Here is a 12,925-nt window from a genome sequence, read left to right as displayed (position 1 = left end):
GACGCGCCAGAGAGGACGTGCTGGGTATCCGGGCGGGAACGGGTCAGCGCGCCCGATACCCCGCGAACGTCCGCAGGCGCAGCGAGTTGCCCACCACGAACAGGCTCGAGGCCCCCATCGCTCCCGCCGCGATCATGGGGTTGAGGATGCCGAGCGCCGCCAGCGGGATCGCCGCGGTGTTGTAGGCGAAGGCCCAGAACAGGTTGCCCCGAATCGTGCCGAGCGTGCGCCGGGACAGGGCGATCGCATCGGCCGCCGCACGAAGGTCGCCGGTGACGATGGTGAGGTCGGAGGCCTCGCGTGCCACGTCGGTGCCGGTGCCCACCGCCAGCCCCAGGTCCGCCTGGGCGAGCGCGGGCGCATCGTTGATGCCGTCCCCCACCATCGCCACGCGCACCCGCTTGGTGCCGTCACCGGCCTGCAGCTCGCGGACCACGTCCGCCTTGTCGCCGGGCAGCACCTCGGCGATCACCCGGTCGATGCCGAGCGGCTCGGCCACCGCCCGGGCCGCGCGCTCGTTGTCGCCGGTGAGCAGCACCACGTTCAGCCCGAGCTCGCGGAAGGCCGCGATGGCCTGTGCGCTCGTCGGCTTGACGGTGTCGCTCACCGCGATCACGGCCTCCGCGACGGCCGATGCTCGGGTCGCCAAGGCGTCCGTGCCCAGTCCCGCCGTGTCCGAGGTGGGCACGCGCCCGGCGAAGATGGCGGTCCGACCCTCGGCCTCCGCCTCGCTCGCCAGCTTCTCGAGCTCGCCGGGGACCTCGTCGAACATGCGGCGGGAGCCCACCAGCACATCGGCGTTCGCGGCGTCGTCACCGGGGGCTTCACCCACCAGCCCCACGTGCTGCACGGTGGCGATCACGCCCTGGCCGGGCACGTTGCGGAAGCCCTTGATGCGGGACCGCTCGGCCCGCGCATCAGCGATCGCCTGGGCCACCGGGTGCTCGGAGCGAGCCTCGACCGAGGCGACGGCATCCAGGAAGGCCGCCTCCGCATCGGCGCCGTGCTTGGCGCGCACACCGGGCGCGCTGGCCGAGACCAGCGACATCTTGCCCTCGGTGACGGTGCCGGTCTTGTCGAGCACGATGGTCTCGATGTCGCGGGTGTCCTCGAGCGCCTCGGGGCCGCGCACCAGCACGCCCAGCTGCGCTCCACGGCCGGTGCCCACCATGATGCCCAGCGGGGTCGCGAGTCCCAGGGCGCACGGGCAGCTGATGATCAGCACCGCGACGGCGGCAGTGAACGCCGCGTTGACGTCGCCGGTGAGCCCCCACCACAGCGCCAGCGTCACGAGGGCGATGCTGATCACGACGGGCACGAAGACACGCGAGATGCGGTCCGCGAGGCGCTGCACCCGCGCGCGGCCCGACTGGGCGTCGTCCACCATCTGGGCGATCTGCGCGAGCATCGTCTCGGAGCCCACCTTGGTGGCCTCGACGGTGAGCGCGCCGTCGGTCGCAATGGTGCCGCCGATGACCTGGGATTCCTTGCCGGAGCCCGCCTCGACGCGCACCGGCACGGACTCGCCGGTCACGAGGCTGGCGTCGACCGAGGCCGACCCCTCGACCACGGTGCCGTCGGTCGCGATGGTCTCGCCGGGGCGCACCACGAACCGCATGCCCACCTCGAGCTGGTCGCGCTCGATGACGGTGCCGTCCTCCAGCCGCGCCGTGGAGCTCTGTCGCGAGCTGAGGGCGCGGATCGCGTCGCCGGCGCGCGCGGTCGAGCGGGTCTCGAGCCACTTGCCCAGCAGGATGAGCGTGACGATGACCGCGCCGGTCTCGTAGTAGATGTGCCCCTCGCCGAGCGCGCCGAACGCGTGCCCGATCAGCACCACGGTCGACCATGTCCACGCGGCGACCGTGCCCATCGTCACGAGAGTGTCCATGTTGGTGGCGCCGTGGCGCGCGGACATGATCGTGCTGCGGTGGAACGGCCACGCGGCCCACCCGATCACCGGGGTCGCGAGCACGGCGGCGACCCACTCCCAGCCCGTGAACTGCCAGGGCATCACCATGGAGATGGCGGTGAGCGGGACGGTCAGGATGGCCGCGAGGGTGAAGCGGCGCCGGTAGTCGGCGATGCGGGCGGCGTCCGCCCGCATGTGCGCGGCGTGCTCGTCGTCCTCGTGACCGGCATGGGTATCCTGCTCGCCCCCGCCGGCCGATGCGCCACCAGGCTGGGTATCGAGCGTGTCGGCGGGCGCGGCGGCGGAGCGCGGGCGCGTGAGCACCTTGTAGCCCAGCCCCTCGATCGATCCGCGCATCTGCTGCTCGAGTTCGGAGGCGTCCACGCTGCCGTCGAGGCGCACCGTGGCGCGGCGGGTCGCGTAGTTCACCACCGCATCGTCCACGCCGGGAAGCTTGGACAGTCCGCCCTGGATCGAGGCGGCGCAGCTCGAGCACGTCATGCCGTCGACGGAGAGGTTGATCGCATCGACCTGCGGAACGCGCTCTGCGGTATTCGAAGGCCCGGTGTTCGAAGACGCAGTGCCCGGGGACGTGGTCACGAGTTCGCCACTCGGTAGCCGGTGCTCTCGACGGCCTCGTCGATCGCGAACTCGAGGTCTTCCGCGGGCACGGTGCCGTCGGGGCGCACCTGAACCAGCCCGGTGGCGTGGTCGACCTCGGCGCCAGCGACGCCGTCAGTGCTCTCGAGCGCCCCGCGCACCTTGCCGGCGCAGCCGTTGCACGTCATGCCCTCGACGGTGATCTCGATGGTCTCGCTCATGGCAGTCTCCTCTCGCGGGCCGCGTCCGCGACCCCTCCTGAGAACACGGTAAACCTTCCAGTACGGTGGAAGGTCAAGCCCGCATCGTCGCGACTCACCCGTCGCCCCCGCGACCGACGAACCGGATCAACTCAGACGCACGCGGCACCCGCAGCGCGAGAGATCGCGGCGGGGCTCAGTTCATCCGGCCCGCCGGTCCGTGACGCGGCACAGCGGCCGATGCGCCGGGCCGGTGGGCACCCTCGCTGGCGCCAGTCCGCGGGCTCAGTTCAGGCGTCGACGGGGTCTGCCACCGGCAGCGCGGCCAGAATCGCCTCGACCTGGGTCTTGGCGTCGCCGAAGAGCATGGACGCGTTGTCGCGGAAGAACAGCGGGTTCTGCACCCCCGCGTATCCGGTGGCCATCGATCGCTTGAAGACCACGACCTTGTTCGCGTTCCACACCTCGAGCACCGGCATGCCGGCGATCGGCGAGGACGGGTCCTCCTGCGCGGCGGGGTTGACGGTGTCGTTGGCGCCGATCACGAGCACCACGTCCGTGTCCGCGAAGTCCGCGTTGATCTCGTCGAGCTCGAGCACGATGTCGTACGGCACGCGGGCCTCGGCGAGCAGCACGTTCATGTGGCCCGGCAGGCGCCCGGCCACGGGGTGGACCGCGAAGCGCACCTCGGTGCCGCTGGCTCGCAGCCTGCGCACCAGCTCGGCCACGGGGTACTGCGCCTTGGCGACGGCCATGCCGTAACCAGGAGCGATCACCACGGACTTGGCGGTCGCAAGCAGCGCCGCGGTCTGGTCGACCGTCATCTCGGTGTGGGTGAGGCTGTGGTCGACCTCGGCCGCCGGCCCCGACGAGGCGCCGTCTCCACCGAACCCGCCCAGGATGACCGCGATGAACGTGCGGTTCATCGCCTTGCACATGATGTAGCTGAGGATCGCACCCGAGGAGCCCACCAGCGCGCCCACCACGATCAGCAGGGTGTTGCCGAGCATGAAGCCTGCGGCAGCCGCGGCCCAGCCGGAGTACGAGTTGAGCATCGAGACCACGACGGGCATGTCGCCGCCGCCGATGGCCGCCACCAGGTGCGCGCCGATGGCCAGCGCGATGAGGGTCATGATCGCCAGCGGCCACACGGACGGAGCGGCGATGAACCACGCCATCAGCCCGGCGCTGGCCAACACGCCCGCGAGGTTGAGCAGGTGACGACCGGGCAGGGTCAGCGGCGAGGACGACATCTTTGCGGACAGCTTGAGGTAGGCGATGATCGAGCCGGTGAAGGTGATCGCGCCGATGAAGACGCCGAGGAAGACCTCGACCTGGTGCATTGCGTCGTGCTGCTCGGTCAGGTACGAGTTGAAGCCGATCAGCACCGCGGCGGCGCCCACGAACGAGTGCAGGATCGCGATGAGCTCGGGCATCTGGGTCATCTCGACCGAGCGCGCGCGCCAGGTCCCCACGAGCGCGCCGATCAGCAGCACGGCCAGGATCAGCACGGCGGTGACGCCCACGGGCCGTTCGGACCGCTCAAGTGCGAGGGCGATGGTGGCGAGGATCGCGATGGCCATGCCCGCCATGCCCAGCACGTTGCCGCGGCGCGCGGTGGTCTGCTTGGACAGCCCCGCGAGGGACAGGATGAACAGCACGGCCGCGACGAGGTAGGCGACCTGAGCGATGGACAGCACCGTCACGGTGTCACGCCCCCTTCTGGAACATGCCGAGCATGCGGTAGGTCACGAGGAACCCACCGAACACGTTGATGGACGCGACCGCCGCCGCCACGAAGGCCAGCGCGGTCACGACCAGGTTGGACGACCCGAGCTGCAGCAGCGCGCCCACCAGGATGATCCCGGAGATCGCGTTCGTCTGGCTCATGAGCGGCGTGTGCAGCGAGTGGCTGACGTTCGAGATCACGTAGTAGCCCACGACCACCGACAGCACGAACACGGTGAACATCGCGAGGAACGCGGGGTCGGAGAACGCGAGTGCGATGGCCAGCGCACCGGCACCGATGCCCATCAGCCAGGCACGACGCGTCTTGGGGTTCATCGGCGGCTTGGCGGGACTCGCATCGCCAGCGGCCGATGCGGTCGCCGGCTCGGCGGCGCCCGTCACCGCCGCGGCGGGCTCAGTGGGTGCCGGCGCGGGGGCGTGAGGGGACGCGGACACCTGCACCGCGGGCGGCGGCCACAGCACGTCTCCCTCGTGGGCGACGGTCATGCCGCGCACCACCACGTCCTCGAGGTCCAGCACCGGGGTGCCGTCCTTCTCGGGCGTCAGCAGCGTGAGCAGGTGGACGATGTTGGTGCCGAGCAGCTGCGACGAGTGCTGGGGCATGCGGCTGGGCAGGTCGGTCCATCCCAGGATCGTGACGCCGCCCTCGGTGACCACCCGGTCGCCGGGGACGGTGAGCTCGCAGTTGCCGCCGCCGGAGGCGGCGAGGTCCACGATCACGGAACCGGGACGCATGCCCGCGACCGCATCGGCCGTGATGGTGGTGGGCGCCTGCCCGCGCACGAGCGCGGTGGTGATCACCACGTCCGCGCCCGCGGCCTCGCGAGCGTAGAGCTCCTGGGTGAGGCGCTCTTGGGCCTCGGTGAGCGCGCTCGCGTAGCCGTCGGTCGAGACCTCCTGCTGGGCGTCGGGCAGCGACACGAACGTCGCGCCCATGGACTCGATCTCCTCGGCGGCCTCGGGGCGCACGTCGAAGGCCCGCACCTGCGCGCCGAGCGACACGGCGGCGCCGATCGCGGCGAGGCCGGCCACACCCCCGCCGATCACGAAGACGGTCGCGGGAGGGGTCTTGCCGGCGGCCGTGACCTGGCCGGCGAACATGCCGCTGTAGGACCCGGCCGCCTCGATGACGGCCCGGTAGCCGGAGACGTTGGACATGCTGGACAGCACGTCGAGGGCCTGCGCGCGGGAGATGCGCGGGACGGCGTCGAGGGCAAGCGCAGTGATGCCGTGCTCCGCGTAGGTGCCCAATCGGTCGGGCTGCGAGTGAGGGGCGAGCGAGGCCGCGAGGATCGCGCCCTTCTTCATGAGCGCGAGCTCGGCCTCGCCGGGTGCGCCCACGGCGATGACGACGTCGCCCGACCAGGCTTCGGTGCGGTCGCAGATGCGCGCGCCCGAGGCGACGTAGGTCTCGTCGGGCAGGCTCGCCTCCGTGCCGGCACCGGACTGGACCGCGACCTCGTAGCCGAGCTTCACCAGCTTCTCGACGGTGCGTGGAGTCGCGGCGACAAGGCGTTCGCCCGCGCGGGGCTCCTTGGGGACTGTGATGAGCATGCTTGGGCGCGCCCTCCGTCTCGAATCGGGGTGGATGTGCGGCGGTGCGGTGCAGGGTGCGCACCGCCGCCATCCGCTGCAAGCCTATGTCCGTAACCAGGGGGTTCCTGCGGGACCCTCGTCCCACGCGCATCGGCCCGCCCCGTGTCGGACCGACGGGCCGGACCATCTGAGTCGCGCGGGTCACAGCACGCACGGATCCGCGCGTCGTGGCTCAGTTGGTCCGGTCGTTCGGTCGGCGTGGATGCGCAGGGCGGCCGATGCGCGAGCCTGCCTAGTGCGCGCCCACCACCTGGCAGCGGTTGGGGTCGTTGCACGCGGCGGGGTCCAGCACGTCCGCGCGCTGGGAGAGCGACACGAGTTCGGCCCGCGCCGACTGCAGGGAGGCGATCTGGGCGTCGATGTCCTCGAGGTGCCGGTTCAGCAGCGCGCGCGTGTGCTCGCACGTGCCGTGCCCCTCGGCCTTCATGTCAAGGATCGCGCGCGACTCCTTGAGCGTCAGCCCAGCCGCCTGCGCGTCGCGCACGAACTGCAGGCGCTCCACCGCGTCCTCGTCGTAGTCGCGGTAGCCGGATCCCGTGCGGCCCGGGTCGGGCAGCAGCCCCACCGACTCGTAGTAGCGGACGGTCTTGGCGGTCACGCCTGCCTGCTGGGCCAGTTCGCCAATGCGCATGGTCACTCCCCTGGGTTGACTTCCTGCTTCAACGTTACAGCGCGCTGGAGGGTTCCCTGGCACGTAGCTTGCCGACTGACGACCACCACCATGGTCAGTCGCGAACCTGCGAATGCGGCTTCTCGACGGACGATGCGCCGCTGGATCCGTGTGGCTCCTACCGCGATCCCGCAGCCGCAGCACCCAGGTGCCGCGAGCGCCGCACCTGGCCCTCGCATCGGCCGCCTACACGCCATAACCTGGATGGATGCGCACCGAACCCCGCCGTCTAGGCCTGCTCGGAGGAATCACCTGGCACAGCTCGCTCGAGTTCGAGCGGCTGCTGAACGAGGGCGTGAACCAGCGCCTGGGAGGGTCGAGCGCCGCAGACCTGCTGGTGCGCTCGTACAACTTCCAGCAGATCGCCGATGCCCAGGCCGCGGGCGACTGGGAGGCCCTGGGCGCGCGGTTCGCGGCGGATGCCGCGGCGCTCGAGTACGCGGGGGCCGAGGCGATCCTGATCTGCGCCAACACCATGCACAAGGTCGCGCCCACGGTCGCGAGCGCGATCGAGGTGCCGCTGATCCACATGCTCGACGCCACGGCCGATGCGATCGAGGCCGCGGGTCTCGACACCGTCGCGCTGCTGGGCACCGGGTACACGATGCGCGACCCGTTCTATCGCGACCACATGGCCGCGCGCGGCATCACGACCGTGGTGCCCGACGAGCCCGCGCTGACCGAGCTGCACGACCTGATCTACGGGTCGCTCGCCCGCGGCATCGTTCCCGACGGCGCGAGCGCGTGGGTGCGCGACCTCTACCTGGAGCTGCGTGAGCGCGGTGCCCAGGGCGTGATCTCCGGGTGCACCGAGATCCCCATGGTGCTCACCGCCGACGACGTCGACGAGCCCTACTTCGACTCGATGGGCCTGCACGTCGACGCGGCGCTGGAGTTCGCCCTCGCCGACTGATCACTACCAGCCGATGCGGTCGAGGAGTTCGGCGGCGACGTCCAGTCGGTCGCGGTCGCCGGAGTTGTCCACCACCGCGTCGTCCAGGTCCAGGTCCTCCAGCACCTCGTCCAACTCGACGGTGCGCGCCGTCGCCCAGTCGCGCCAATGGCCCGCGGGCTCCCGCTGCGCGACCCGCGCCAGCCGCGTGTCCTGAGGCGCCACCACCCGGACGATCGTGACCTCGGCCGCCCCCGCATCGGCGCTCGCGAAGGCGCGCTCGTAGCGCGCCCTGTCGGCGGCGTCCTCGACCACCCGCGGAATCACCATCAGCCCGTAGCCGCGAGCGCGGAACACCGCTGCGACCGAGGTGAGCGAATCGAACAGCAGCTCCTGCTGATAGGCGTCGGAGGCGGGCGCGGGGACTGCCTGGCACAGCGCATCGGCGTCGATGAAGCCACAGTGCGCGGCACGCTCGCCCAGCACGTCGTGGACAGCGGCGGCGATGGTCGTCTTGCCCGCGCCGATGGTGCCGTTGATGATCAGGACACGGGTGGCGAGGGGCTTGGCATAGCAGCGGGAGTCGGGCTCGTCGCGGTACTCGCCGTACGCGGACATCGGTGACCAGCCCGCCGATTCGTACAGCGCCATCGCCTCCGGCTGCCCCGTGCCGGTCTCCAGGATCAGCCGCGTGGCGCCGGCCTTGCGCGCCGCGGCCTCGGCGGCGCCGAGCATGACCCGTGAGTGGCCGTGCCCCCGGTGCCCGGGCTCGACCCACAGCCGCTTGAGCTCGACGTCGCCCGGCGCCGTCTCCGCGTAGGGCGACCACCGCGCGACGATCGACGCCACGGGCGATCCGTCCTCCGCGTAGCCCACCCACGAGCCGACGAGCGTGGGGAACTCGGTCTCCAGCTCGAGGTCGGGCTCGTCGTAGCGCTCGGCGAGGTCGCGCTCCTGCGCCTTCCACAGGCGGTGCGCGTGGGCGTCGTCGGCGGCGACGCTGCGAACGGTGATCATGAGTGGAGTCTAGGGAGCCGGCGCCTACAGGCCCTGGCCCGCGTCCCACAGCCGTTCCGTGTCGCCGGCGAGCAGGGCGTCGAGGTGAGTGGCCTGCGCATCCGTGAGGGCGCCCACGTAGTCGATGATGCCGCGCCCGGCGGCACGGCGGCGCAGCTCGTTCTCGTCGATGTCGGGCAGCTCCCCCGGGTGCTCGCGGGCGACCGTCAGGTAGTCGTGCGTCGCGAGATCCACCAGTTCGAGCATGCGGCGCGGAGCCCGGCGCACGTCGTGAGCGTCGTCGAGCCACGCGGTGAACCCATCGACCAGTCTCTCGAGCAGGTTCGCCTGGCCCCGCTGATACACCGCGAGGTCGGGACGGTCGAGGATGAATCGCTCGTGCAGGAACTTCAGCACGGCGACCTCGTGCCACGCCGTCTGGTCGAGCATGACGTGGCCGGAGCGCAGGGCCGGCTCGCGGTGCACCTCGACCGAGGACTGCAGGTGTCGGATCCAGTCGCCGGTGAAGCGCGCGAGCGCCCGGTCCGCGCTCAGCGACCCGTCGAACGGCACGGTGAGCAGGCCCTCGACCACCTCTGCGGTGACCCGCGTGACGGCCTGGTCGAAGGCGCCGGCATCCGCGATCCACGGGTCCCGATCGGCCAGCCGTCGCCACAGGATCTCGAGCGAATAGCCTGGGGCCCTGCTGCGGGACTGCAGCGTGAGCGTGTCGAGCGCCCGCAGTTCCGCGAGGTTGCGGCGCCACTCGCGGAACTCTCCTGCGATGGTCCCCTGGTTGAGGAGGCCGGCGCGGTAGAAGTCGTCGAGGTCGTGCAGCGAATAGGCGATGTCGTCCGCGATGTCCATCACCGAGCACTCGAGCGTCTGCTGGCCGTCCACGATGGTCGGATAGGCCTCGCGCGCGTGTCTCGCGTCGGCCGCATCGATGACGTACATCGAGAACTTGTGGCTCGCGGCGCCCCGGCGGCTGCCACCCTCGCCGCGCCGCCACGGGTACTTGAGCACCGCTGCCCGCACCGCGCTCGTGAGGTTGAGACCGACCCCCGTGACGTCGTGCTCGTCGAGCCGCGTGAGGATCCGGTAGGTCTGCGCGTTGCCCTCGAAGCCCTCCTGGAGCCGGAACCGGTCGCGCGCCAACCGGTCCAACGCCCGCTCGCCGAGGTGGCCGAATGGCGGGTGGCCCACGTCGTGAGCGCTGGCCGCGGCCTGCACCACCACCGGGTCGCACCCTCCGAGCTCCTCGACGAGCCGCCCCACCGGTCCCGTGTCGCGGTGCAGGTGCATCGCGATCGCCCGCGCGACCGCCGCCACCTTCACCGAGTGAGTGAGTCGGTTGTGCACGGCCAGGCCGGCGCCGGACTGCGCGATCACCTGCGTGACTGCGGACAGCCGCGCGAAGTACGGCGAGAAGCGAACGCGCTCCAGGTCGACCCGGAAGTCCGGGTTCCGCTCCGCCAATTGGAAGTCGTCGAGCGCCTCGGGTGCGCGCCGGGCGGTGCGGGGATCAGCCTCGGTCATGCGTCCATCCTGGCGCATGCCCCCTCCGGCCGATGCGGGGGCTCACGGCGTGCGCTTATCTCACCGGCGCCTTTCGCGACGCTGGGGCCTGTGTCAGCATGGAGGCATCGGTGGCACCGACGCGATTTGCTGAAGGAGGCACTCCCGTGCTCGCGCAGCAAGAGACCGAAACCGTCCCTGCCACCCGAGGATCCGCGCTGATGTCGGCGTTGACGCACCCCCTTCCCCGCCAGCAAAAGATCGCGGCCTACCTGGCGCTCGTCCCCTTCGCGGCAGGCGCGATCTGGGTTGCCCTGTTTGCCGCGTACGCCGCTGAGTGGCCCGTGGCGGTCATCTACACGGTCGCCGCCATCGCGCTCGTCAGCGTTCCGCTGGTGCTGGTGAGGGAGCGCTGGGCACGGTGGGTCGTTGCTGCGGCACGGGCGATCGTCGCCGTCAACCTCGTAGCGATGTTCCTGGTGTTCGTGGCAGCGGCTGATGCGCCGGTGTGGGTGCCGATCACGATGTACGGCGGCCTAATCGGTGTCGGCGCGGCCGTCATCGCCGGCAAGGCGACCACCTATCGAGGCGCGCTCCGGAATGAGTGATCCAGCGCCCCAGACGTCACCGCGGCGCGTGGCGTTGCTCCGTCGGATTCCGCGGAGGTTCAGACTCGTGAACTACGCGGCTCTCGTCCCGTTCGCTGCGGCCGTGATCTGGGTGGTCGCGAACGCCGCCGACGATCCGAACTGGCCCGTCGGTCTGGCGTACGTGTCCTTAGCGGCCGCATTGATTGGCTTGGCGCTGTCCTTCGCCGATGAGGGCTGGGCCCAGGCGGGAGCCAAGGGGAGCCAGCTGATCTTCTCGGCACTCGTCCTGCTCGCGTATGTGGACATGATCCGCGATGCTCAGCCGCCGCTCTGGGTGCCGGTCGCCTTCTACGGGAGCCTGGCCGCCCTCGGCGGCGCCACGTTTGCGGGCAAGCTCGCCAACTACCGCGAGGCCAAGCAAGGACAGGCGGAGACTGCTTAGCCCCCGCATCGGCCGCGCGGAATGGCCGATGCGCGCCTCGCGTTGATCTCGGTGGATACTTGAGGCTTCAACTAGGGAGGGCGACATGCTCAACATCGGATTTCTGAGCTTCGGATGGTGGTCCGGCGCGCCCGGCTCTCGCGTGCGCACCGCGAGCGAACTCATGCACGACACGATCCGGCTGGCCGAGGCCGCGGAGGACGCGTCGATGGACGGCGCGTGGATTCGCATCCACCACTACGAGCAGAACACCTCGTCGCCGTTCCCCCTGCTGTCCGCGATGGGGGCGAAGACCTCGCGCGTGGAGCTCGGCACCGGCGTCATCAACATGCGCTACGAGAACCCGCTGTACATGGCGGAGGCCGCCGGCACCGCCGATCTCATCTCGGGCGGGCGCCTGCAGCTCGGCGTCTCGCGCGGATCACCTGAACCCGCGGCCGATGGCCCGGGCACCTTCGGCTATCCCCTTCCCGTGGGCAAGCTCCCGGTTGAGGACGCGGCCGAGCGCATCGCGAAGTTCCGCGGTGCGATCTCCGGTGAGGGCATCGCGGACCCCGGAGCGAACGCGCACGTGCGCCCCGGCACCAAGCTTGCGATCACCCCGCAGTCCCCCGGCCTCACCGAGCGCATCTGGTACGGCGCGGGCGGCGAGGAGTCGGCCCGCAAGGTGGGCGAGCTGGGGATGAACCTCATGTCCTCGACGCTGGTCGAGGGCGGCAGCGGCGAGCCGCTCGGCGTGATCCAGTCGCGACAGATCGACGCGTTCCGGTCCGCATGGGCCGATGCGGGACACGAGGGCGTGCCGCGTGTGTCCGTGTCGCGCTCGATCCAGCCCATCGTCGACGACGAGACGGCTCTCTACTTCAGCCCCACCCTCGAGCGAGACCGCATGGGCGCCAACCGCGATCAGGTGGGCTCGATCGACAACTTCATCGCCACGTTCGGCAAGACCTACGTGGGCGACATGGACAAGCTTGAGCGCGAGCTGCGGGACGACGAGGCCGTGATGAGCTCCGACACCCTGCTGGTGACGATCCCCAACCAGCTGGGCGCGGACTTCAATCACCGCACCTTCCACGCCTTCAAGGAGCTGCGCGATCGGCTCGCTCCGCACCACACCGGGCCGCGCGAGGGGCTGCGGGGGTTCGAGCGGCACTGAGTGCGATGACCGTCATCGCGTCCCGGCCATGCCACCCTCGGGGGTGTGACCACGCGCCTCTTGCTCATCAGCGACACGCATGTTCCGAAGAAGGCCCGCGCCCTGCAGCCGCAGGTGTGGGGGCTCATCGAGCAGGCCGACATCGTGCTGCACGCGGGCGACTGGGTCGATGAGGCGCTGCTGGACGAGATAGAAGGCCGGGCCTCCCGACTGGTGGGGGTCGCGGGCAACAACGATGGGCCCGCGCTGTGGCAGCGCCTGGGCGAGGTCGCGCGCGTCGAGATCGAGGGCGTCCGGTTCGCCATGATTCACGAGACCGGGGACGCCGCACGGCGCGAGCGACGCTGTGACGCGTGGTTCGGGCCCACCAGCGCCGAGCCAGCCGACGTCCTCGTCTTCGGTCACTCGCACATTCCCTGGGACTCGACGACGCCCGGCGGGCTGCGTCTGCTCAACCCCGGCTCGCCCACCGACCGTCGCCGACAGCCCGTGGGAACAGTCATGACGGCCGTGGCCGACGACGGGGTGCTACGCGACGTCACGCTCGTTCCGACGCCGCGCTGACGATGCGCCAGTGGCGATGCGGCGGTGACGTCAGGCTGCG

General features: G+C 70.9%; 12 protein-coding genes. 5 read left to right on the top strand and 7 right to left on the bottom strand.

Annotated features, from left to right (window positions below; genetic code table 11):
- Positions 1-43 precede the first annotated feature (43 nt).
- From ACNI14_RS10690 to ACNI14_RS10670, 5 genes are all read right to left on the bottom strand, one after another.
- Positions 44-2,509 carry a heavy metal translocating P-type ATPase gene (locus tag ACNI14_RS10690; RefSeq protein WP_420520015.1) on the bottom strand — a complete coding sequence of 822 codons (2,466 nt, stop codon included), beginning with the start codon at positions 2,507-2,509 and terminating at the stop codon, positions 44-46.
- Complete coding sequence (locus tag ACNI14_RS10685) at positions 2,506-2,730, bottom strand: heavy-metal-associated domain-containing protein (protein ID WP_420520014.1); 225 nt, start codon at positions 2,728-2,730, stop codon at positions 2,506-2,508. Before ACNI14_RS10685 ends, ACNI14_RS10690 begins: the two co-directional genes overlap by 4 nt.
- Positions 2,731-2,999: 269 nt before the next feature.
- Entirely contained in the window at positions 3,000-4,415 is a 1,416-nt protein-coding gene (gene pntB, locus ACNI14_RS10680) for a Re/Si-specific NAD(P)(+) transhydrogenase subunit beta (RefSeq protein WP_420520013.1), read from the bottom strand.
- Positions 4,416-4,419: 4 nt separating this feature from the next.
- Complete coding sequence (locus ACNI14_RS10675; RefSeq protein ID WP_420520012.1) at positions 4,420-6,012, bottom strand: Re/Si-specific NAD(P)(+) transhydrogenase subunit alpha; 1,593 nt, start codon at positions 6,010-6,012, stop codon at positions 4,420-4,422.
- 274 nt (positions 6,013-6,286) lie between these two features.
- A complete protein-coding gene (locus ACNI14_RS10670; protein WP_420520011.1) occupies positions 6,287-6,685 on the bottom strand; it encodes a heavy metal-responsive transcriptional regulator in 399 nt (132 codons plus the stop codon).
- A gap of 247 nt (positions 6,686-6,932) precedes the next feature.
- Here ACNI14_RS10670 and ACNI14_RS10665 point away from each other — a divergent pair, with 247 nt between their 5' ends.
- The gene (locus ACNI14_RS10665) at positions 6,933-7,637 is read left to right on the top strand and encodes an aspartate/glutamate racemase family protein (protein WP_420520010.1); all 705 of its coding nucleotides are present in this window, start codon (positions 6,933-6,935) and stop codon (positions 7,635-7,637) included.
- A 3-nt stretch (positions 7,638-7,640) separates the two neighbouring features.
- On the opposite strand, the gene ACNI14_RS10660 is transcribed toward ACNI14_RS10665, so the two are convergent.
- Together ACNI14_RS10660 and ACNI14_RS10655 are read right to left on the bottom strand one after the other, a co-directional pair.
- Entirely contained in the window at positions 7,641-8,633 is a 993-nt protein-coding gene (locus tag ACNI14_RS10660) for a GNAT family N-acetyltransferase (protein WP_420520009.1), read from the bottom strand.
- A 24-nt stretch (positions 8,634-8,657) separates the two neighbouring features.
- Positions 8,658-10,151: a deoxyguanosinetriphosphate triphosphohydrolase family protein gene (locus ACNI14_RS10655; RefSeq protein WP_420520008.1), complete on the bottom strand. Its 1,494-nt coding sequence runs from the start codon at positions 10,149-10,151 to the stop codon at positions 8,658-8,660.
- 146 nt (positions 10,152-10,297) lie between these two features.
- On the opposite strand from ACNI14_RS10655, the gene ACNI14_RS10650 reads away from it, so the two are divergent.
- From ACNI14_RS10650 to ACNI14_RS10635, 4 genes are all read left to right on the top strand, one after another.
- A complete protein-coding gene (locus ACNI14_RS10650) occupies positions 10,298-10,738 on the top strand; it encodes a hypothetical protein (RefSeq protein WP_420520007.1) in 441 nt (146 codons plus the stop codon).
- Positions 10,739-10,805: 67 nt separating this feature from the next.
- Positions 10,806-11,162, top strand: coding sequence for a hypothetical protein (locus ACNI14_RS10645; protein ID WP_420520006.1), 357 nt, complete (start codon positions 10,806-10,808; stop codon positions 11,160-11,162).
- 85 nt (positions 11,163-11,247) lie between these two features.
- Positions 11,248-12,321: an LLM class flavin-dependent oxidoreductase gene (locus tag ACNI14_RS10640; RefSeq protein ID WP_420520005.1), complete on the top strand. Its 1,074-nt coding sequence runs from the start codon at positions 11,248-11,250 to the stop codon at positions 12,319-12,321.
- Positions 12,322-12,366: 45 nt separating this feature from the next.
- On the top strand, positions 12,367-12,885 hold the full coding sequence (locus ACNI14_RS10635; protein WP_420520004.1) for a metallophosphoesterase family protein: 519 nt from the start codon (positions 12,367-12,369) through the stop codon (positions 12,883-12,885).
- The last annotated feature ends 40 nt before the right edge of the window (positions 12,886-12,925 follow it).

Origin of the sequence: Demequina pilifera, from assembly GCF_048814985.1 — a bacterium.
Lineage (GTDB): Bacteria > Actinomycetota > Actinomycetes > Actinomycetales > Demequinaceae > Demequina.
This window is presented reverse-complemented; position numbering and strand designations above follow the sequence as displayed.